The 23,423-nt window shown below is 40.8% G+C and carries 14 protein-coding genes; 12 read left to right on the top strand and 2 right to left on the bottom strand.

The features are described from left to right. The first annotated feature begins 20 nt into the window (after positions 1-20). From NPUN_RS33960 to NPUN_RS38020, 6 genes are all read left to right on the top strand, one after another. Positions 21-851: a hypothetical protein gene (locus tag NPUN_RS33960; RefSeq protein ID WP_012412950.1), complete on the top strand. Its 831-nt coding sequence runs from the start codon at positions 21-23 to the stop codon at positions 849-851. Continuing rightward, complete coding sequence (locus NPUN_RS33955) at positions 851-2,029, top strand: hypothetical protein (protein WP_012412949.1); 1,179 nt, start codon at positions 851-853, stop codon at positions 2,027-2,029. Before NPUN_RS33960 ends, NPUN_RS33955 begins: the two co-directional genes overlap by 1 nt. Further along, positions 2,026-3,789 (top strand): type IV secretory system conjugative DNA transfer family protein, encoded by a 1,764-nt coding sequence (locus NPUN_RS33950; protein ID WP_012412948.1) that lies wholly within the window; start codon positions 2,026-2,028, stop codon positions 3,787-3,789. Before NPUN_RS33955 ends, NPUN_RS33950 begins: the two co-directional genes overlap by 4 nt. A 254-nt stretch (positions 3,790-4,043) precedes the next feature. After that, positions 4,044-4,460 (top strand): hypothetical protein, encoded by a 417-nt coding sequence (locus NPUN_RS33945; RefSeq protein WP_012412947.1) that lies wholly within the window; start codon positions 4,044-4,046, stop codon positions 4,458-4,460. Beyond that, entirely contained in the window at positions 4,453-5,700 is a 1,248-nt protein-coding gene (locus NPUN_RS33940; RefSeq protein ID WP_012412946.1) for a GumC domain-containing protein, read from the top strand. The genes NPUN_RS33945 and NPUN_RS33940 overlap by 8 nt, the downstream gene beginning before the upstream one ends. A 197-nt stretch (positions 5,701-5,897) precedes the next feature. Then, the gene (locus tag NPUN_RS38020; RefSeq protein WP_012412945.1) at positions 5,898-6,761 is read left to right on the top strand and encodes a restriction endonuclease; all 864 of its coding nucleotides are present in this window, start codon (positions 5,898-5,900) and stop codon (positions 6,759-6,761) included. A 47-nt stretch (positions 6,762-6,808) separates the two neighbouring features. Here NPUN_RS38020 and mobF read toward each other — a convergent pair whose 3' ends face one another. Further along, a complete protein-coding gene (gene mobF / locus NPUN_RS38015; protein ID WP_012412944.1) occupies positions 6,809-13,237 on the bottom strand; it encodes a MobF family relaxase in 6,429 nt (2,142 codons plus the stop codon). A 749-nt stretch (positions 13,238-13,986) separates the two neighbouring features. Here mobF and NPUN_RS33925 point away from each other — a divergent pair. From NPUN_RS33925 to NPUN_RS33905, 5 genes are all read left to right on the top strand, one after another. Further along, positions 13,987-15,078, top strand: a complete 1,092-nt coding sequence (locus NPUN_RS33925; protein ID WP_041566572.1) for a ParM/StbA family protein — start codon at positions 13,987-13,989, stop codon at positions 15,076-15,078. A 76-nt stretch (positions 15,079-15,154) separates the two neighbouring features. After that, on the top strand, positions 15,155-15,589 hold the full coding sequence (locus NPUN_RS33920) for a hypothetical protein (RefSeq protein ID WP_012412942.1): 435 nt from the start codon (positions 15,155-15,157) through the stop codon (positions 15,587-15,589). 105 nt (positions 15,590-15,694) lie between these two features. Further along, positions 15,695-16,546: a hypothetical protein gene (locus tag NPUN_RS33915; protein WP_012412941.1), complete on the top strand. Its 852-nt coding sequence runs from the start codon at positions 15,695-15,697 to the stop codon at positions 16,544-16,546. Next, positions 16,462-16,980: a hypothetical protein gene (locus NPUN_RS33910; protein ID WP_012412940.1), complete on the top strand. Its 519-nt coding sequence runs from the start codon at positions 16,462-16,464 to the stop codon at positions 16,978-16,980. The genes NPUN_RS33915 and NPUN_RS33910 overlap by 85 nt, the downstream gene beginning before the upstream one ends. A gap of 263 nt (positions 16,981-17,243) precedes the next feature. Continuing rightward, complete coding sequence (locus NPUN_RS33905) at positions 17,244-17,645, top strand: hypothetical protein (protein WP_012412939.1); 402 nt, start codon at positions 17,244-17,246, stop codon at positions 17,643-17,645. A 220-nt stretch (positions 17,646-17,865) separates the two neighbouring features. Here the strand turns inward: NPUN_RS33905 and NPUN_RS33900 are convergent, their stop codons facing one another. Further along, on the bottom strand, positions 17,866-18,396 hold the full coding sequence (locus NPUN_RS33900; RefSeq protein WP_041566571.1) for a hypothetical protein: 531 nt from the start codon (positions 18,394-18,396) through the stop codon (positions 17,866-17,868). Between the two features lie 47 nt (positions 18,397-18,443). On the opposite strand from NPUN_RS33900, the gene NPUN_RS33895 reads away from it, so the two are divergent. Next, entirely contained in the window at positions 18,444-23,267 is a 4,824-nt protein-coding gene (locus tag NPUN_RS33895; protein WP_012412937.1) for a hypothetical protein, read from the top strand. Positions 23,268-23,423: the final 156 nt, after the last annotated feature.

The following is a 23,423-nucleotide window of genomic DNA, read 5'->3' as shown; positions in this document are numbered from 1 at the left end:
GTTACGGTAAACATGGAAAAATGTTAAATAAAACCACTATTATTGCAGCATTTTTAATCTTAACTAGCGCGGCAAAAGCAACGGCGATACCTGCTCGAACGGTTTACGAGAATGATGCAAACTCTAGCTCTATCGAATTAAAAGTATGGAAAGGCTATGGACTAACTATTAATTTAATGTCTACTGGGGAAACTATCAAGCAAGTTTGGATTGGCGATCCAAGTCGCTTTGCTTTTACCTCAAACGGTGGTTTATGCCCGTCATCAGGCGGCGATTCTGAATGCGCGGGAGGTAAAGCGACCGTAATCTTTCTTCGCCAGATTGACCCAATCGATTTTCCTGTGTCCACAAGCGGCGATGGTAGCACTCAAATTACACTACTTACCAGCCAAAAGCAATATCAGTTTAAGATAGTTCCCGCCACAGGCAACCCAGCCTATACAAGCTTGGTAGTTAAATCTGATTCGGATCGCCCATTGCCCATTACCCGTCCGCGAACGCCACTTCCTCTAACAGTTGAAAAACCGCAATCAGCGCCGCCAGTAGTCCACCAGCCCTCGCCGCCACCACAAACAATAAAAGTCCCTCTGCCTCAGCCTGTTGCCGTTTTACGCCCCAATCCTGGAACTACGCTAAACGGGGCGATTCAAAGGAATGATGCGAATGCCCTCGCTTTTGGGCTAGCAGAGGCAGGGCGGAAAAATAAAGTTAAACCTGGTTCTACCACCTGGAGCAAGGTACAAGATGCAATTAAATTATTACGGCGTGGCAAGACTAGAGAAGAGGCGATTTCGCTTTCTCAGGTCGATAAAACCACTTTTTACCAATTACTTAAATGGGGGCAACTTTGATGAAATTTAAACTCTTTCTACTGACTGCCTTCGCTTCGGTAATTCCGCTTTCAATCTCAGTTGCACAGACACCAACGATTACTCATTCTCAGGGGAAATATTCAGCCCAAACTCCCGACTGGTCAAAGATTACATGGGATACTTTGCCACCAGTTCAACAGCCAGGATATTTAAAAATCCCTCAAAATCTAATTTCTACCTTTGGTTATGACCCTTCCCGGTCATGGTCGGCAGGACAAAAGGTTGACTCTATTGTGATGCTGGGGGATGTAGATGATGCATTCAAAACGTCCAGTCTTAGCCTGAAGTCCATAAGTACAATCGCAGCCCAATCATCAAACCTGACGCTACTAGATTTTGGATTAATGCAATGGCAAACTCCTAAATCTTTAGTTAAAGCTATTCCAGAATTAGGTAATCTCTCCGTTAATCAAGTCCCACCCCTTGAAGAGTTATTTAGTAAATCTGGAGTTGCTACTAGTGGGACAATTTCTGAGATTGTAGCCTATAATCCCCAAGCTGCTAATCTCAAATTAGGTGAGATCGACCTGAGCAAATATTCTTTGAATTCCATACCTGGACTCCAAGATACGCCTTTAAAATCCTTTCAATCATGGCAACAAAGTTATATCAACCAAGTGCCGGGATTAAACCAAGTAGCCTTTGATAAAATGCCCAAGCCGATCAACTCTGGACTTGGTGTTGTGGGTATTGCTTCTGTGGTACTTGGTACTTCTGAAAGAGGTGATACCAAGGCTGGAAATGACTACTTTGTGTCTGGCAGTGTCGTGAGAGGCGATCGCACTGTGACAGTAGCCTGTCCTCCAGGCATTGAATGCTCATACTTAGAAATGGGGGATTTTGCTGGTTCCCAGAGAGGCTTGTATGGTAAGCGTTGGGCATCTGGTTCATCTCAGCAAGTCAAGGGTGGTTATGGAATTCTAGCCGCCGTGAATGGGGGCAAGGAACCCACGGGGCGGCTAGTGTATGGTAGTGGGTTCAAAGTGGCGCTAACTGGAGTTAATGAATCCCTTGGGACTGCCGACTTTGGCTTATTCTTTAGGATCTGTGCGCGACCGCCATTTCAGCAGAAAACTTGCACCCCTTACTTCATTGGGCCAGTTCCCTGGTTGCCCGTGAGTGAGAATGATTTGGTTATCGTGGGGACGGGACGATGACAGGGACTCCTAAGACAGAGGTTAAGGCAAATCAATTTATTCCCGCAGGACTTGAATCAGCGCTGTTTTCCCCCGCAGGTTTAGGGGTACTTGCTTGTGGCGCAGTGATTGTAATCGCCAAAATCATCGATAGTAGGGGAGGTATTGCCAAGCTAGCGACAGCGCGCTGGGGCGGGACAAGAGAGAAAACAGCGGCTCGTCAGTTGGCGTGTAAACAAATTCAGCAACGCTTGCATAACCGGGTATCACTGTATGTAGGAACTCCCAAGAATACAACGAGCGAGGTTATTAATGGTGTCCGTAGAACTTGCATCCCTGAAGATTCAACAACCCTTTATTTTCCAGAGGCACAGCGAGGCATCCTAGTTTGTGGTGGCCCAGGGAGTGGAAAGTCATTTTCAATGATTAATCCCCTGATTCGCTCTGTAATTGATCAGGGCTTACCTCTGGCTTTATATGATTTCAAATACGCCTCCCAGGAATCAGCTGATTCTCCATCTAAAGGGCAAGCTCCAATACTTGCAGGGTATGCGATAGAACGCGGTTATCAGGTTACTGTGCTTGCCCCAGGCTTTGCAGAATCAGCAGTTGCCAACCCTATCGACTTTCTTCGCAGTAATGAAGACTCAGAAATGGCACGGCAGCTTGCGATTACACTCAATCGCAATTTCCAACTCGGTGATCAAGATTCTGGAAATAGCTTCTTTACCAACGCTGGCGATCAGTTAGTCCAAGCCGTCTTTATGCTGGCAAAGGGCACAGATTATCCAGATATCATGATGTGCCAAGCGATACTAGGGTTGCCAAAGTTAGTTAAGCGCATAGAGCAAGCAGAAAATCTGAATTTCATGGTTAGAGAGGCTTTCGCACAGTTTGTATCTGTTGCAGGGTCGCCAGAAACAGCAGCTAGTATTGTGGGTACAGCTAGCGGATTGTTCAGCCGCTTCATGGTTCCCTCGGCATTAGCAGCATTCTGTGGAAAAACTAATATTCCACTGGATTTGAAGGAACGGCAGATGGTGATTTTCGGGATGAACAAAGAGAAGCGTGATGTAATTGCCCCTTTGCTTGTCTCGATTCTGCATCTATTAGTTAGCCGGAATGTGGCTAACAAACGTACTTGTCCTTTGGTGTTGGGGATTGATGAATTACCCACATTATATTTACCAGCACTGGTTGATTGGCTCAATCAGAACCGCGAGGATGGACTAATTTCTATCTTAGGTTTACAAAATCTCTCAATGCTGATTGAATCTTATGGTGAAAACACAACTAATGCAATATTTGGTGGTTGTGCGACCAAAGCATTCTTTAATCCCCAAGATGATGTAGCCGCCGAACGATTTAGTAAGTTTTTAGGTGAAGAAGAAATTAAATACAAGCAACGTTCTCGTTCATCAGGAGGCAAGGGCGGTGCAAGCATTTCTAATTCTGACCAAAACAGTACTCGCAAGTTATTTGATGTCAATCAATTTAACACTTTACCATCAGGAAAAGCAGTAATTATTAGTCCCGGATTTCGTTCTCGTGGTCAAATAAGTTTGCCAATTTTGCAATCAATTAAGATTCCTCAGCATGAAATCCAATCTGAAGCTGACAGTGTGAAAGCTTGGTACGAGTTTCAAAAGTTATTATCTAAAAACTCTACTCTCTTAACTCCAGCAGATGAAGAAATGAAAATTCGCCGAGCCTCCGCGGTAAAATTGTTACCTTTGATAGAAAATCAAGAGCAATTATCAGAATATGCGAGTCTGATTTAAAGAAATATTGTCTGGAATCAACTAGAAAGGCAGAGGGCAGAAGGCAGGAGGCAGGAGGCTCAGTTGGAATACTGTTTTGCGCTGAAGCCCGTGACCAGAACGAACTTGGGTCTGAGTCCCCCACCATAATCTCTGCCACAGGTGGCCAAGAATTGGGCGGGGTTAAAGCCTCGTTCAAATTCTTCCCTTCTGCCCTCTGCCTCCTGCCTCCTGCCTTCTTTACATTAAAGCTGAAAATCTGAAGGAGAAAATTCATGTCGCCAAGTAAGTTTTATCCGTTCTCTGATTATGACAGAAAACAAATTGCTAAACTCCCTCCTGATATAGCAGCCCTAGCAGATAAATATCCAAGCGAGATTTTAAACACTGCTGATAGTTGGGATAACTTGCCTTTTGATGCTAACTATTTTCCTGAGTGCCTTGAAGTCTATAGCGGCGATGCAGATGATGCCAATATTTTTGTGTTAAATGGTGTTCTGAAAGATTATGTTCCAGTTCATGCTGAAAAAAATACATTATCGATAACAGTAATGATTGATGGAGAATTTGCTTACATAGAAGTTGAAGGTAGACAGGTTCTTAATAAACTCGGTGGGATAGTTTTGCCAGAAGTAGCGATTAATCCCGAACTGTTAATTCAGTCAATTATCAAAGGTGAAAATAATGATTGAAGATGGTGAAGCGAATGAAATTAAGCGAGATTATCTAGATATTTTAGAATCTCTCCTGAAACTCATCCATGCGAAAGCTAAAGAAAAAGGATTAGATCCCACCAAGGATGTTCATATTTACTCTAGCTCTAGCAAAGTTTATCAAGGAACATTGGGAGAATCCCCCTCTAAAAACTTATTAACACCAACGATAGTAGAGAACTTAAAAAAAGCTCTGTCTGACCCGAAAAATTCTCAAGGGGCAATTTCTATTAAAATTGGTAATGAAAAAGTATTCCATATTAAAAATGGAGAAGTACTGACTGACAAATTAGGTTTAGCTCCGGCATCACAGAAAAATAAAGTTGTAAGTAATGAGCGAATCTACAGTGTAGAAGCTTTAGGAAAACAAGTGCAAGTATTGCAGAAAAAACTAAGCGAACAACAAAAACTTGTAGATAGTATCAAATCAGAACAGCTTTCACCCGAATCTTTATCACAACTAGCTGCTCAAGTTGCCGAAATGAGTAAATCCTTGGAGAAGCAGCAACAGTTGATTGAAAACACCCAAAAAGCATTGTCACAGGTAAATGAACGGTTTTTACCACAAGTTCAAAATACGGTTCTTCAAAATTGGGTGGGTACGGTTGAGAACAAGGTAAAACAAACTGCTAAGAATGTTTTTGAGCGGATTAAAGATGTGCTGACACCCGAAGTAACGAAGCTCAGAAAGGAAATTGCTTCACTTAAATCTCAAATTAATGAACAAATTACTAGCTTCCAGGATGAAGTTAAATATCAGACTGACAGTGTAAGAAATCAACTCAATCAACAAGTTGGTAACTTAACTCAAGAGATACGTACACAGGTAGATAGTGTTAAAAACACGGTTGATCAAAGCCTTATGGGTGTTCAGTCAGCCATTGATAATACTCGAACTGAACTACGGGCTGCTGTTGAGGATGCCAAATCCCAAGCTATTGAGCAAAGTGTTAAAGCCCTGCTTAATATTTTGGGCAAAGATAACCCTGATGGTTCTAAGAGTTTTAAAAGTAGAAGTTTTGATTTTGAACGCCTTGGTGATAATGTAATCGTTCGTGCCAAAAACGGCGAGCCTGTTCTCACTGATGGAGTTTTATCACCTAACGTAAGTGACCAACAGTTACAGGCACTTGATAAGGTTCAATCTTTTGTTGATATGCATCATCAAATTCAGCAGGATTCTCAACAAGAATCACAATTTAGAAATATGCACAGGTAAGCCATGATTAAAGGGGAGCAATGCCCGCATTTCTCACAAGCTGCTTTGCGTATAAGTAATAAGTAATGAGTAATGAGTAATAAGTTAAGAATTTTACTCCTTACTCATTACTCCTTGCTCACTACTCATTACTCCTCCATTCGAGGTGTGGTGAGAAATCCGGGAATGGTGTTCCATGATTAAAGGGGAGTGTAAAAATGATACTAATCCTAATCATTGGTTTGTTGTTTGCACTGGGTGGAATAATTTTTCTAGCTTGGCTGTTTGTATTATTTCCACCTTCAACGCCAAAGTCAAAGTATCGTTCCCAAAGTTTTAAGCAATCGCCATTACTACCTAAGAGTACAAAATCGTCTGACATTTCATCTCAAAATTTTGTACGACAAAGCCCAGCACCAACGCAAAAGACTTTCTTAGCTAAAAACTTTAACAAGCCTGTACGACAAAGCTCAGTAGCAACCCAAAAGGCTTTCTTATCTAAAAATTTTAAGAAGCAATTACTACCAAGCCCAGCGCGAACACCAAGGGTTAGATTACTTAAAAAGCTTAAAAAACACTTGAATAATATTGAGTACGCTAGTCAAGTATTACTTGAGCTTCGTAGCAGAACTCAATTAGCCAAATTGCCAGTAGTAATCGCCACACTGCGTAGGATATCACCCTACGTTTTTGAGGAATTGGTACTCACTTGCTGCAAAAAACAGGGGTGGCAAATTCAACGCAACTTTCGGTACACCGGTGACGGCGGGATAGATGGTCGCGTGTTGATTTTGGGAAAGCTTTATGTAATCCAGGTTAAGCGTTATGCTGATTACATTAGCCCAAAACACATCAAAGATTTCGTATGCTGTATTGAAGGAGAAGGAGCTAATGGTGGATTCTTCGTGCATACTGGCATAACTGGACAGTTATCAAAACAATTGATTCGTCGCTCCGACAAAATAATCTTAGTGAGCGGTCAGAAACTAGTAAATTTTGTCTTAGGTAAGCAGTTTAAAATAGTGGGAATAACAATACCAATTAAAACAGTGAACAGTTATCAGGAAACAACTAACCTATGAATGAATTGATGGAAATATCTGATACCTGATAATTGATAACTGATAAGTTAGCGCCGGAACCGTAGATGCTCCTCGTTGTCATTTGGCGATGGCGAGTTGATTCCCAATCTTTTCATAATCGATGGTTTGTCATCTTTAATGAGTTGCCTAACAATGTTCATTTTTTGCTCAAAAGTCAAAGCTTTGGCATCAGTTGTAACACTCGTAAATAACTCGCTGACCTTTGCTCCTGTTACCTTTTCACCTTTGACATATTTTCCTACTTCCATAACTAAAGCAGCCAATCTTTCAATATCTAAACCGTGAATTATTTGTTTAATGTGTGATTTAACTGACTCTTTTAATAACTCAGTTTCTACTTCTATTGAGAGGGATTGAACGTTTCCTTGAGAATGATTTTGATGATGTCCCCATTTTTCAGTCAAGTCAAGTATCTTTTGTAAAGCAGTAGTAAATTCGGTATAAGTTTGAGATTGGCTCACCCCTAGCAATTCTTTCAGTTTTGAGAGCGCTGATACAGTCTCATAACTTGCAACAGTTTCTTGAGCAACGTAGTCAGAAATAGCATTAAGAGCTAAGTGTTCTGAAGTTCGAGTTTTTTGGGTCAAATACCCTACGAATTCATTATCCAGTAGTTGCTGAAACTGGTTGAATGTGGTTTTTCCTACTTTTAGCTGCTGGCTGAATTGAGAAAGTTGTTTTATTAGTTGTGGTAAGGTTTCAGTAATGATGGACTCAACTAATGACTGTTCTATACTTTGAGCAATTGATAAGATAGTTCTTTGTGAATCAAGTCGTTGTTCAATTTGAGTAATAGCTGCTTCTAAGCCGTGGAATCTAGTTTTTCCTCCTTTTAGCTGCTGGTGATATTGAGAGAGTTGTTCTATTAATTGTGGTAAAGTTTCAATGAGGGCAGACTCAACAGCCGAGTATTCGATATTTTCAATAATTGGATCTACAGTTTTTTGTGAATCAAGCCGTTGTTCAATTTGAGTAATAGCTACTCCTAAGCCCTCAAAGGTGGTTCTTCCCTTATGCTGCTGGCAAGTTTTAGAAAGTTGTTCTATTAGTTGTGGTAACGTTTCAGTAATAATGGATTCAACTAATGACTGTTCTATATTTTGAGCAATTGCGTCTACAGTCCTTTGTGAAGAAAGATATTGTATTTCATGCTCAATTCTTGTAGATATTTTATCAAATGCGGGTTTAAGAGCTTTTTGCTGTTGGCAAGTTTTAGAAAGTTGTTCTATTAACCGTGGCAAAGTTTCAGCTAGGGCAGACTCAACTAATGACTGTTCTATGTTTTCAAGAACTGATAAGACAGTTTTTTTTGTTGAAAGGTGCTGCTCAGATTGAGAAATTGCTGTTTCTAGGTCGTCGAATTTAGTTATCCTTCCTGAGATATGCTGGTGATGTTGAGAGAGTTGCTCTATTAGTTGTGGTAACGTTTCACTTAAAGCAGACTCTACAGCCAACTGTTCAATATCCTCAGCAATTATATCGATAGTTTTTTGTAAATCAAGGCGTTGTGATAATGGCTCAATTGCTGTAAATATTTTGTCGAATGTGGCAATACCTTTTTTTAGCTGCTGTCTCAAAGGAGAAAATTGTTTTATTAGTTGCGGTAATGTTCCAGTGAGGGCAGAGGAGACAGCCGAGTATTCAACATTTTGAGTAATTGCGTCTATAGCTCTTTGTGATGAAAGTCGTTGCTCAATTTGAGTAATGACTGCTTCTAAATCGTCAAATCTACTTCTGACTCCTTTTTGCTGCTGTCTCAAGGGAGAGAGTTGTTTTATTAACAGTGGTAAAGCTTCAGTGAGGGCAGAGGAGACAGCCAAGTATTCAATATTTTCAGCAATTGCCCAAACAGTTTTTTGTGAACTTGAAAGTTCTGACTGTTGAGCAATAGCTGTTTTGTGAGCTAATTGCTGACTGACTTGAGAGAGTTGCTCTACCAATTGTGGCAACAAAGTTATTAGGGTGGACTCAACTACTGACTGTTCAATAAAGTCAGAGATTACATCCACTGTTCTTTTTGATGAAATTTGTTGCTCAATTGAAGCAATCACTGCTCCAAAGTCATCTAATCTGGTTCTAGCTCTTCTTAGGTGCTGCTGATACCCGTACAGTTGTTCTGTTAATTGTGGTAACGTTTCAACCAAGGCATCATCAACTATTGACTGTTGAATATTCTCAGTAATTGCGTTTAAGAGTTGTTCGGTAGTTGGTCGTTTGGCGTTTCCATTTTGTTCAAAACTGACATCACTTGCTGCGCCGTCAATAATTGCTGAATCTTCTGGGTTAACTTGTCTTGAGAAGTTCGTTGCTCGTTGACCTCGAAGCCAATCATCTGTAGAGCTTGGGTTAATTCTTGTACTAATGGCTCTAAGTTCGAGGACTTCTTGGCATTCAATGTCTCGGCTAACTGCTGTAAGAAGTCGCTCAACCTCTGTTGCTGGGCTACCTCTAAGCTCTGAATTTTTTCGGTGAGTTGAGAGTTCTTGATTTCTAACTGCTCGAAATTCTTGTTCAGTTTCCCGTGAGAGGTTAATAATTCCTCTATCTTCTCGGTTAATAACTGTATCTGGGTTGGGTTGTTGTTGGTTGTCATGGGTTTGTCCTATTGGTTGATTTGGTGAGGTTTGTTGTAAAGAACTTTCTTTAAGCTGAAGTTTGGGTGGTTCTATTGCAGCAACTTTTGAGTGTTGATTGTGCTGTTGCCAGTCCCTTAACTTCATTGCTTCATGGCTCAATTTTTCGTAAGCCAGTGGCCCACTTGCGACTATGAAATCGTCAACACCTTTAGAAGGCCCTGGCAAGCTGACGACCTTGACCCTAGCTCCAAGCTTCTGCAACAATCTTCCAGTTACGGAAATATCCCTCTCAATATTGAGCTTCGTTTTAGGCTTGGTTTCATAGTCAAAGCAGAATTTGATTTCTCGAGAAGGTGTGGCAAAAATTGCTAACTCTTCATGCAGGTAAGACTTGCCAATTTTCTTGCCAAACTCATCTTTGGGAGTTCGGTATCCCGCCGAAATCCCAGGTAGCCCAATGGCAGCATGACCCTGACTCAACAGACTGGCTGCTTTTTTAGCTCCTTCTGCGATTGCACAGGGGATATTATGTTTCCATACACAATACCAAAATCCTGACTGGCGATCGCTATCACTGGGATTCGCCTTGTGTTTGGAGTAAATGCGTTCGGCAATATCGTCAGGGACATTAAGCAGGAAAATGCTTAATTCAACCTTGGGAGGATGCTCATATTTGATGAATTTCCCTTCAATTATTTGATTATTCTCATCTTTTTTGGGTCTTGGTTGATTTGGCTTGTAGCATCCCCATCGTTTAAGAGTTGGTTTATCACCTGGGGTTAAATCAGCAAATGTTCGCGGATCAACTCCAGCATCACACCACCATCCTCCAGCATCAAGATGAGAATATGTTCTGATTAATCCCTCCGTTAACCTCCCGGTATTTGTACGATTAAGTTTTTCACTAACCATGAGTCTTTCCCAAGACTCATGCTCACCACCTGCATAGTTGAATTGAAGACTTTCAAAATTTTTTGCCGCAATATCAGGATGGATAGCGCTATCTTCAAACTCTTGCCAGTGCTTTGGTTCAAGAAAATTGGGAATGTCTTTACTTTGATGTGGTGTCCAAAATGCTTCTGTTGGGGCAGCAGATTTCAGTACTGGCTTGGAGAAAACCGATTCAACAGTATTATAGTTTGGTATCTCTTTCAAGACGGGCAAGACTTTCGGTACTTTTATTGATGAATCATGGCTTGTTGTCCGGCTAGATGCGACTGATTTCACAATTGGCTGGACATTTGGAGTAGATACTGTCGTCTCTTGTTTTAGTACTGGCTTCTCAAAAGGGGCACTTATATTTATAGTTATTGCTTGGTGCTGCTCAATCGTCGATTTCTGAATTTGTTTTCGTAGCAATTCCAAAGCATTATCTTTGGCTTTCGACTGTTGCGCTAACTCTACCAATCGCGTTGGATCTTCGGTGTAAATTTTTAATTCATGCCTTGCACGGCTGGCAGCAACATAAAAACTTTCCTGTCCAATAGTGAAATCTGCCGAAATTAACACCTGATCCGCAGTTTTCCCCTGACTACTATATGTTGTACTCACAAGGGCATAGTCTAAGTTTTGCGTCTGTGCCAAACTAATGCGTTCAGTACGCTCATCAGCATATTTAATGTGGACTATGTTCAGGTCGATTCCTGTCACAGTAAATTCTTGCCCGTTGCGTCGTCCCAATTGCCGATCGTTTTTCTTCCATTGCAAGCGATCGCCCACAGCAATTTCAATCTGGTGCCTCTGGTAAACTGCCTTGTCAAATGCTGTATCTACTTCTAAATGCTGTCCATCATCACTTCTTAGTGTCAACTTGTCAGTAGTTCGACCTACCACTTCATATAATTTGCCTTTAGAAAGCCCCCGGCGTTTGTAATCCCGTGTGGGCATGATCACATCACCAATTTCAAAGTTATGGGCAAACCGCATCTGTACTTTTGTCAGATTTTTGGTTTGCAATTGGGTGATGGTTGCAGTTTCTCCCAAAGTCCCTTCACCCTTGAGCTTGTCTCGAATCGCTTGGGTAAGGGCAAGTCTTTCTGTATTTGTTCCAGCTAACACAAGAGTTTTGAGTCGTTGCTCTGGTGTCCCTACTATATAATCATTGGCGATCTGCTCTATTTTGGAAAAACTATCTACTTGAAGTATGGAACCGTTGGCTTCTAGTCGTTCAAATCCTGCTTCAATCCTGCCATCAGCAATCAAATTTACTGCTAATTTTAGCTGCGGGTTTTTCTGACGCAACGATTCATTGAGGTGTGCGGTTTTAATTCCTGCCTGTTGCAACGATTTGAAGGGATTACCGGCTTCTACTGCTGACAACTGCCGAGTGTCACCAACTAAAATTACCCTAGCTTGAAGTAAGGTTGCTCTTTGTAAAAGTGCATGAGCATCTTTTGCACTGAGTAAACCCGCTTCATCCACAACCCAGATTTGATTTGGTTCAATTTCTTTTGGTTCAGTCACAAGTAATCTAGCAATAGTTTCAGACTGAATTTCTAACTCTTCGCTCAAAACCTTAGCAGCAGAGGAACTGGGGGCAAAGCCTTTGATGGTATATCCGGCATTAAAAGCGATCGCCTTCAACTCTTTGAGGGCAAAAGTCTTGCCAGCGCCAGCTACCCCCTGCCATGCAATGAACTGGTCAGATGTTGTTGCAGCTAATTCTACTGCTTGGCGCTGTCCGGTATTTAGTAAGGTGTTCTCTAAGTGGCTTTCGACTACTTCTCTTTGGGAAATGGAGCAAAATTTATATTGACCCTGCTGCATTAAGTCAATCGTTGCCAGTTCCCGTCGCACTGCTGTCATCGTCGTAAATTGGTCAGTCAATCCTGGTAAAGCGATTAACTCCTGATGCTCTCTAATCAGGGCTGCTGTTGCTGCTATATCCGTAGCTAAACGTTCTTCTAGGATGAATTTTTCTAAATCCTCTTGTCTAAAAGCGACATTTCTCTCACTGCAATGTGCGATCGCTAAATCCAAAACCTCTGCCAAACTTTTCTCATTGGCTGGTATCTCCTGCCTTGGTTCACCTGCCTTAACAAACCTAATCCCTAATGCCGCAGCTTCTTCTTTCCAGAATGCAAGTAACTCTGATTCTGGTAGTTTTTGCTTGCGCTGGCGAGTATTATCCCAGATTTTCTCACGTTCTGCCCAAGTCGAATTAGCACTAAATGAGGCGATGATTTGCTGTCGGCGTTTAGAAAATGCCTCTAAATCCTCGAATTTAAAGCCCTTTATATCAAATTGCCCATGTTTGCTCTTTTCTATCTCGTAGCCAAGCTTCTGCACCTCACGCGCCAGAGAGCTTTGGTATGCCATCCCCAAGAATTTCTTATTGGCGAATATCTCGTTATTACCCAAACTTAACCACCTACCATCTGGAGTTTGGGTCATGTTCATCAGCAAACAATGGGTGTGCAGATGTGGGTCTAAATCCCGACTTTCGATGTGATCGAACTGCGCGACGACCAAGTTACCAGTCTTAACTCTATGTCTGCCGCTATTATCTGTCACTCTGGTATAGGCATAACGCTGCTCTATTAGCTCCAGAGTTTCTTTTAGCGCCTGATGGTGAGCATCAATCAAACGAGTATCCCCGCCCACCAAGGCCATCAAGCTTACACTTTTGGGCGCAGAAAATGTACAGTCTAATGCGGCTCTGCGTTCGTCGGGCTTCAAGGCCCTGGCATTTAATTGCTCACGACCCTGGGGTGAACGCCCTGAGATCACATTTTTAAAAGCTTCTTCATCATCGATTGCCCCTGACAAACCCAATTTTAAAGCACCTTGACCACTCCAAAGCGACTTCCCTTGGTGGTAGTAGTTTTTGACGAAGTAGTTCACCGCCATCTCTGAAGAAACGTTAGCAGCTGTCAGCATGGCTCACCTCTGGGATGGGGTTTACAAAAGTTAATCCTTGTTCTATTCCATCTGTTGGTGCAACAAACTCTTTTCAAAAAATTCTGATTATTTGTTCTTATTGCAAGATAATCACCTTTGCAATAAGTATTGAGGTCAAAATCAATCCCCGTTATCAAACTTCGTGGTGCTTGATGACGAATGATTTTTTTTTCGTGAGACTTTGACCAAAACAAAATTTTATTTCCCCAACTCTCCTGTCATTTAATATAGCAAAAAGTCGAGCATTCTTTCCGCCAAATATGGCGTACTGTGCGTCAGAAAAAGATGGATTACAGGGGTTGTGGTTCTTGAAGCTAATTACTAGATAATTGGGAGAATCCTTGAGGAAATTGGGAAGTATCAGGAAGTGCTAGGAAGTCTTGGGAAGTCTTAGGAATTGTTGGAAAATATTAAGCTAATGAGAATTTTGTGACTAAATGATGTTGAATAGTTGAAAAGGTAAGAAATGAATTAGAGATTTGGGAGATATTGTTTAGATATTGGGAGATGTTGAATGTAATTGGTGAAAATTGGGAATTGAGAGATTTTGTGGAGATTTTCTATCAGATGCACGAATTTATGAAAAGCCAAAGAGTATTGCGAAAACTGTAATATTTCTTCGTAAATGTGGAAAAAATCACGGTTTGGGCGGTTCAAGTTGAGAGTAATTATCAATTAGATAGACAAAAAAAGGGTCAAAAACAGGGAGAAATTTTCTTGTGGATTTAATGTTGAGTCTTGATCCGGGAACTTCAATGACGAAGATGGTTTATCGTGTTCTCTCGGAGATTTCGTACAAGTCAGAATTGCTGTGTATGGAACCAGAGTTAATTAAGATTTCCAAAGATTCGTTGGATTTATATGAGTCTGGGCAAATGAATCGGCCCAATCCAGAGAATGAAGCGTGGATAGAGTACAACGAAGAATATTATGCGGTTGGGTTTTTGGCACAAAAGTATTTTGAAGCGCGAATCAATTTTTTAGAACTCAAGTATGAGAACGCGATTCCAAAAACTTTGGCAGCAGTGGGGGCAATAGCGATTAGAGATTCTTTGAAGGCAAACTTTGATTTATCCTTGGGACTGCTATTGCCTTATGGGGAGTGGGAAGATAGAGAGAGATTGGAGAGGGGTTTAACTAAGGCACTGTCTAGCTTTAGCTTTCGAGGGAAACAATTTTGTATAAATCTGATTAACTTTCAGTGCTTGCCCGAAGGTGGGGGACTGATATTGACGCGAAGTAAAAAACTTGGCACAGATTTCAATAAAATGAACATTGCTGTGGTGATGCTGGGTTTTCGGGATATATCAGCCGTAATCTTTGAGCGTGGTATCTCAACTGGAAAGACGGAAGGATTGGGCTTGGCGTGGATGCTGGAGAGAATCAAAAGCCGAACATCAGGGCAAAACTTACACGAACTGTTAAAGGCTGTTCATCTATCAGGCCCGACATTGAAACCGAGATACTGCAAACCTTTGGCTCGGAGCAAAAAGTCTGATTTTCAGGTTGAGGAAATAGCACAAATTATTGAAGTGGCTGACTTATCTCGTAAAGAATACTGGGAAAAGGTATCCACTTGGCTCAAAATTAATATTCCTGCCCATATTGAGCAAGTCATTATTGGTGGTGGAACGTCGGAATATTTAGGTTCGGAGTTGAAAAATTTGTTTACTCATACCGACATTTCATGGGCAGCAGAATTATCAGAGGATGTGCGTTTAGCTTTTAACCTGCCGATTAAAAAAGATGCCTTGTGCTTGCGTTTCACTGATGTATATGGATTGTTTCGTTACCAACACGCTATATTTCATAATTCGTAATGACGCTCCTGCGTCGCTACCGCTACGCTAACGTAATTCGTAATAGTAATTTGCTTGTGAAGAGAGGAATATTAGAATGTTTTCAGATGTTGAGTTTCGCTTACGAAGTAGAGTTAAGGCTGATAGTTCCGAAGCCGTGGTAATTAAGTATCTAAACTCCAGAAATACTCTTTATCCTGCTAAAGATATGGCGATGATTGCTATCAGCAGCTATTGGCTTCCTTTAGCTTATCAAGCTGCGGATCAATCCGTGAATTTAGAGCCACACATTCGTGCTTGTCTTTACCGCCTTCAACTCCACTCTTCATATCTGATGGGACTGCTGGGAGAAATCCCCTCTCAAGGAATGCCAATGATTGCAGTAGCCTCTAATCAATCACAACCATTACAACTAATACAATCATCACCATTACCAATATCCAGAACTTCAGTCAAAGAACCATTACAAATAGCCAGAACTCCCGTACCAGAAGAATTGGAGTCGGAAACTGACTGGTTAAATCCTTTTTAGGACTGACTATTTTTTGAATTGATTTGACGCATTGCTCCTTTCTTAGCATCTTTTTCATTAACGCAAATATCTCGTTTCAGGCTTTTTAACTAGGAGTGCATGATTATGTATCAACCACAAGAACTTTTTAACAACCTCTCACCATCCGAAATTAGCCGGACTTTACGCTTGAGTGGGATACCTGAAAAAGAGTTATATACCGAGAATGATGCAGACAGGTTTCGTGAATGTCGCACCTTAATTGAGCAGGGTGGAAATGATGAAGAAGTAATGGCTCTATTATCTCCAGTTGTTGACAATGCACTGTCAGAAACTCAGGGCAATTCCTCATCATCAACGAAGAATGGGGGGAAAAAACAAGGGAAGAAAGGCCAATTACCATTAGATATCACTGAATTACTAGTTATTGCTCGTGAAAGAGGCTATAAAATCGCACTTTCTCAGGCTTTAATAATTCTCCAAGTCTGCGGACTATCTGAGCAAGATGAGTATAGCCCAGATGAGTGCGAACGCTTTCTTGAAACCTACAAATCAATAAAAGAGCAAAACAAATCCTTTGAAGAAGTTGCAGCCAGCTTAACAACTCTAGGTAAAAGCGAAAATTCTCAACAATTAAAATTAGATGCAGTGATTGAGAATGTTAGTGAAAAAGCTGTAGCGGCAAGAGAAGATTTATCTAGCTTGATTGATAAAATTACTGCTGCTCAGGCTGAAGAAGCCCCAGAGTTAGTTCAATCACTTTACCTGAAAAATGTTGCACTGAAATTACAACAGAGCGATTCTGAAAATAACCTCTTCGCTCAATTAGAAGAAAGAATCATGGCGAGAATCGCCGAAAAAAAGCAGCAGAGGCTACAGTTATCTGGAGTGACTTGGGAGACGACACCCTTACCATCTTCTTCGCCCACGCCGATGCTGTCGCCCAACGCATTAGAGAATGGAACGAATACCGATTAAAACAAGAAATTGCAGCCAAAGAACGCACTATTGATATTCAAGTTGAAAAAGCCTCCGATGCTAAAGCCAATAAATTAGCTGCCTACAAGCTGGAAAAAATACAGGCATGGAACGAAGCACAACTAGAACGTCAAAAACTTCGTCAAAAACGCTTTGAACAGTTCAAAGGACTTGTTTTTTGGCTCGGTGGTTGGGTCGGTTCTGGCCGCTCTGGTATTTTCTTTTTTGGCTCTGCCATGTTAGCTTCTGCGACTTTTGCAGGAGTAACAATCATTAATCTGCCAACAAATCTTTCCTGTCCTGATCCCAAAAGTCCCTGTTATCTGGTATATCAAATGCGATTTAACAATAAAAGTGTGATTCTTCCACAACAGACCAAGGATATTATTGCTGAGTATGAGCGCAATAAGAGTAAACCTAAACGGCGCAGATAATTAAGTTTTGGGGAAAGAGAAACTGTCTGTTTTAGTTTTCCCTATCTTTGGAACAGCATCGAATGGCATGAAGACTCATGTGAAATATCGTCAGGGCAGGGTGTTGGGTGTAGTGTTAATAAAAATTGAATTTTAGTCCGCTAGACAAAACCAAGTTGTTCCTAATTCCCTACACCCCAAAACCAGTAATACCAAGGGTTAACGAACGCTTAACAAGCGTGCCATTCGGAACAGCATCAATAGTTTGATAGAGGGATGAAGTTATGAACGAACTAAAAGAAATTAAACTTTGGGATGATTGGGACGATATTAATTTATCTACTCCCGAACGTCGCATTGAACGCTTAGAAATTCTGCTGTGCCAAAAAGTACATAAAGGCGAAGATATCTCTCAATGTCTGCAAGTTTTGGAGTACTTGAAAAATTGTACGACTCACCAGAAGTTGGAGTCTGTTTTCTTTAAGCGAGTTCAGCCTCAACTGACTTTCAACTGCTGGCAAATAATTGGTCAGGCTACTTTAATCTCAATAGTCGCTATTTCTTGCTGTTTTGCCATATATAAAATAGCTACTTCACCAATATCTAATAATTCTTCGTCGGAATTATCTCTTGGCAAAGAATTATCAAAAAACACCCCACCACACAGTAAAAAACATCATAGATAAACTCAATGACAGGGCGGTATATTTATTTACTGCACTGCGATTACTGACTATGGTACTCCATCAACAATCTCTAAAATCTTTCAAGTCAACGAAGTAAAAAGGCAGTTTATAAATATTTACTTTCATGCCCAAGGTGAGGCGAGCGCTTTCTTTCACATATTCAGGTAAAATCACTGCATTTGATGGATAAAAACTTTCTTGACAGCGTAACTCACCTACTTTAATAGGAAGTGTTTTTATCAAAAGGCAAGCTATCTTCCGGCTCAAAGTTCCGCAAGTCCTGTTCCATTTGGCGGCGGCGTTGAGCGTATGTTCTGCTGTCTTCAATCCTTTCTTTCATCCGTTCTTCACCAAAGTTAATGCCTTGTTCTGCATGTTCGGCAGATACAGCATCATAATTCTCGACTTCGTTTCTCTTACGCCACTCTTGGTGTTCCAAAGCACTTTCACTGATGCCAATTTTACGAGCGTATTCTACATATTCAGGTCTGAGAGAACCATCACGGTTAAATTCCTTTTTCTCTTGTTCAGTGAAGAAATCGTAGGCTGTGTAGATTGGCCACGGCTCTGGGTCAGTCTGATCCAGGTGCTTCCATTCGTCGTATTCTTCTTTCAACGAGAGAGCATAGTCATTAATTGCTTCGTTACTCATTCCTGTAGCCAACATTTGTTGTCGGGCTTCATCCTTCAAACTTCCATCTGAGTTGAATTCTCTTTTATTCATATTTACCCAACGCTTTATTCTCGACATAACAACCTCTCAAAAATTTAATTAATGTTCATCAAAATGCCAATTTTATGACTCTAGAATTCAAGCATTTCGACCCCAGGCTAAATCAATGGATTTATGTAGATGATAATCAGACTAGTCCTCAATCAATTTTAACTGAAAAGCTCAGTAATACTTTACTAGAATCATATTTCCCTAACAAAGAGTTTTCCTTTGGGCACTCAGATGAATACAGTACAGACGAGAATTTAAGGAATCATCCAGATGGATACATTTTATTATTATCTTCTAAGACCCGCTTACTTTATGGAGAAAAAGAATGTTTAGAAACGATTCAAAAAATTTGTCCAGACAGTAAAGACAGGGGTGCTTATGGTTCCATCTTCCTGGGGAATTGTAAAAATGCGATTCACGAAAAGCTAAACATTTTGGTAGTAGATGATTCTACTGAAAACAGGGGTGAAAACGGAGGAATATTATCAAATGATTTAGCATATAAACTAGTTGGTGACTGTTATGGACAAATTTCAACCCAACTTTATGACAAGCTAACTTTAAGACAATCACAGCAAGATAAAAGCTACCGTGTTATTCAGCATCGATTTGGTTGGGTAGAAGGAGACGGAGAAGATACTACTAAATATCGTTTTGGAAAAGGGACACTGCGACCATACAAGCTTGATAAAATCAAATATGCAGATCCTAAAAATAAACCAAAAATAGATATAATTCTCCCCATAAGTAGTTTTAAGGGAACAGATAAGGACAGACCAACAAGGGCGACTAAACCACAGATTAAGCCAGGATTATATCAGCAAAATATTTGGTTGGCTGAAAAAGGACAATCACAGCAAGGTCAAATGTCTATCTCTCAACTCTTAGCATCTTTCCCCCAAGGAATTAAAGATTTTGCCGAAGAATTAGAGCTACAAGCTGAAAAACTAGCCTCTATTCAAGATGACCCAAGAATAGTTGCTGCTGACTATTGTGAAAAATATGAAAAACGCAAAGAATCATTGAACCAAAGTAAATTAAAAATAGGAGAACTTACTAGCCTTGAAGCAGATGTTAAAAACTTAGGGACAAATGATGACTTAGATGCAGATGAAGAATTAGATGACGAGGGTACTAAAGATGACTTGTTCATGTACAAGCTCATCAAAGCTGACTTGTTGGGTCATCAGCAGTTATTAGAAACGGAAAAAGTTAAACAGGAATTAAGTCGGTTTGTACAGAGCCAATGGCGAGATATCGCTTTAGGGAAAACGCTTACTTTTGACCGAGGGATGATTATTCCATCCAAAGATTTAAAAAATGGTGAAATCTGTGTTTCATGGGAAAAGAATGAAGAGAAAATTCTTAACTTCCGTTCTCCTTTTCTGAATTCTAACGGATTGTGTGTGTCTGCTAACAAGCACGTTAAAGATCGACTCGGGCCAGATGGTAAAGACCTCAAAGGCATAATTGTAGTCAATGACGAAGACCACAAGCGCATACAAGCCAGAATTACAGAGTTAGAAGCGCAAGGGATTGATGTTGAAGAAATAGATCCAGCAGAAACTGAATCAGAACGCCAAGCACGAGACTACGATGGTGACTGCATTGGTGTGGCAAGAGCTAGCTTATATCCTAATTTAACAGCAGAGGCAGAGCGAAGAAATCTTCCCCAAAACGCCTATTCCCCTACAGTTAAGCTCACAAAACAATCATTCTACGATCCTGAAACTGGAATCCAGCCGCCTTTTGAAAAAATCGCCATCCACATGAGCGATAGCATCAGCGTGGGAGTGATTAATAATCAAGTTACTGCATTGGAAGCTCTAGAATCAGAAATAGAAATCCTAAAGACTTACGGTACTTTTGAGCAGAAATCAAGTTATTTAGACCAAGTTTCTAACCATTACGAAACCCTGTTTGAGCAAGAACGCCAGAAAGAGCCAAAGTTAATTCGAGAAGAATACAAGCCTTATATACAAGGGTTTGTTGAACTTGCTTTGGATGAAAGAACCCCAGAAAATATTCAACAGGCGATGGATGTTAACCGCCTGATGTACCGAGAAATGATTGGTGAGGGGTGTTATCAAAACCAAATAGCGGTTGATTTATTCAAAAGTGCTAAAAAACCTGAGATGGATAAAATCAGGGAAAACAACCGCTACTTGTATCGTGATGTTAACTATATTAAAGATAAAAAGTCGCGTTCAGTTTATTTAAGCACAGGTATAACACCAAAGGGCTACTCACCAGTAGAATTATTGATTAGCCAAACCAATAAATATTTCCAGCAATCACAGTTAGAATCGCGTCCCATAGTCCAGTTTAAAGACTTATTCAAAGGAGTAGAATTTACACCACAACAAAAATTTGCAGCGATCGCTGCGAAGTACGAGTTCGATCTGAAGTTCAACGCTGCGGTACGTATGGAGCGACGGCGGGAAACCGAGAAGGGGCCATCAGCAATCATCCAAACTCCACAGTCTTGCCAACTCGAAATTACCAATCTAACTCGTTACGGGCATCCCCTAATCTGGAAAGCCCAGACACTTAACATTCGCCTAGAAGAAATTAAATTTACAAGTAGCGAACGCCCCCACAAATTACTAGCAGTCGCCCAGATTAATGGAGAAATCGATAAAGATGGAAAACCTGTATACCGTCAGTTGGGAACAGTTAGCCAGCAATCTGTAACTGACCACAACCTCAAGGCGGGGATAACCACGCAAAGAGCTAAACTCTTAGAACTAAAACCAGAACTTACCAGAAGCCAAACTAAACTACTCTTTGCCTTGGCAAATGATGCGGCTGAAGTATTTTACGCCTCGATCCCAGAGTCAGAAAAACTTGCATCCGCCGCCGCCGCTTGGAACATCTGTGCATCCCGCCAAGATGAACTTGAAGTTGCAAGAAAAGAAAACGCAAATCCCCAAGCGATCGCTAAAAAAGTCTCTAATTTTGCCTTCGCTGCTTTCGCCAATGAGATTATCTCCCGCTTGGAGGAACTGCAATTTAGCGAACCGAAGTTAGTCACATTAAATAATGAAGCGAATCAATTTTTGGGTCGAGACTGGAACGCTCATGAAAAACATCCTATAGAAATCAGGGCTAGCCATCACCCACTGGGACATGAACGCCACGTTTCTAGGCTAATGTTTGTCCAGGATGCTGACGGCGAATATAAGGAATTCGCCATGCTCGAAACCAGGGCTGGAATGTTACCAATTGGCACAAAGGCGCAAGCTAATTTCATTGGGCTAGAACCTGCTACTGCCAAAGTAACTATTGGACTACCAGGAAACGAGCCGGTTGAAATTACTATCCGCGAACTTAAGAACTTCTCTTATGCAGGACTTGTTTTTAACGCCGAACCCATAAACTTAGAATTTGGCACTGTGCCGATTCCTGATAAAACAGTAAAAATCAAACTTGATGCTTTGACTCTGGGTGAGTTAGACAGTGATTCTATCCAGCAGTTAAAACAAGTTGATTACCTAAAAAATGGTAATCCCCTGAAGTTGAAACTTACTTCTATCTCTGAAGCTGGAGATCAAGCTTTTGTGCTGGGTGAGTCCCCCAATGGGAATCTCCTCAAAATCAATAAAATCAACTTTTATGATTTTTCTGGTCAGTCATTCTCGGATCGAGATTACCGAAAACTGACTATCGAAACGCCACCTTTAAAAACTAGAGATGCAGTATTTCTCAATGGTGAACCCTTGGGGGTATTACATTTTAAGAAAGACAAAGACGCGCTCAGACAGCTTGGACTACTCAAAACCGGACAACTGACACCTGCGCCTGCGATCCTTCAAAGTAATTTCTCAGTGATTTGCGCTCAAATTGACCCTAATACCGTTGAATATCCCCAGAAATGGACGAAGGAATTTCAGGCTTTTGGGACTCAATCAGTTAACCCTCAACAACAGCAGATGATTGATAGTAGTGAGCCAATTCTACAGCAAATTAAAGAACGTCCTACTTTCTTATTTTCTACCCAATCAAACAAAAAACTTGGAGTTATGGGCTTGGCTGTTGACAATCACAAAGCTGATACTGTTACTCAATGGTTAAAGAATCAAAATGTTGAATATCAGCAAGTACCAATAGAAAATGCGATCGGGGAAACCAAAAAAGGTCTAGCGGTATTTCACCTGGTTGATAGCTCTATCCCTGCCAAAACTTTGGAGAGCATGACTAAGAAATTTGGGGCTGTGATTGAATCAAGTAATGAATATCAACAAAAAATTAACTCCCTCGCCACACGACCGCAATTTTTGAAACCTTCAGAACAACCGCCACTGCCTTTATCTCAACAAAGTACTAAAACTGCACCTAATACTAATAAAGATACAAAGCTGTCACTGACGACTAATCCTCCCACACTAGATATTACTAATAGTGCAAAAACCGAATCTCTAGGGATCGATAAGCCCCCAACAGTTACTATTGATGACTTGAGAAAATGGTACAATGCCGCCGATAAGTTAGGGAAGCCGGAAAATTACAAAAAACGCATTGTGGAAGTCGCCAATCAGTTTAAAGTTAGTAAGCAATTCTCAGCCCAAGCGCTGACAGCAATGAATAATGATACATCTGAGCTTGAAGCCATCAGTCGGTTGACTCAAATTGCTCAAAGGATTGGCATGGTCTGGGGTAAGTCTGATGAAAATGGTACTCAAGTTCAAGGGAAGATTTATGATTTGGCTTTTAATACCCAGCAGAGAGATTTAATTATTTCGCAGAAAGATGGGGAGGTAATTTTCAACTTGCAATCTGGTCAGCTACAGACTAATAAACTAACTCCACAGATATTGCAAACTTTTGAGGATGTTAATACTCAAATTGATAAAATATTAGCTAAATCTCAAACACAACAAGTAGACTTACAAAGATAGATTTATCCTAGAATAGCCCTATTCAGCAATAAAAAAGGAGAACAACGCTATGGAGACAGCTAATCTAGAGCAAGCACAGGTTTCTTATAATCGAGGTCTAGCACATCTAAAGTCAAGTAATAAAGAGAAAGCAGCAGTGTTGGCAGAAATATAACT

Origin of the sequence: Nostoc punctiforme PCC 73102 (genome assembly GCF_000020025.1) — a bacterium.
Lineage (GTDB): Bacteria > Cyanobacteriota > Cyanobacteriia > Cyanobacteriales > Nostocaceae > Nostoc > Nostoc punctiforme.
This window is presented reverse-complemented; position numbering and strand designations above follow the sequence as displayed.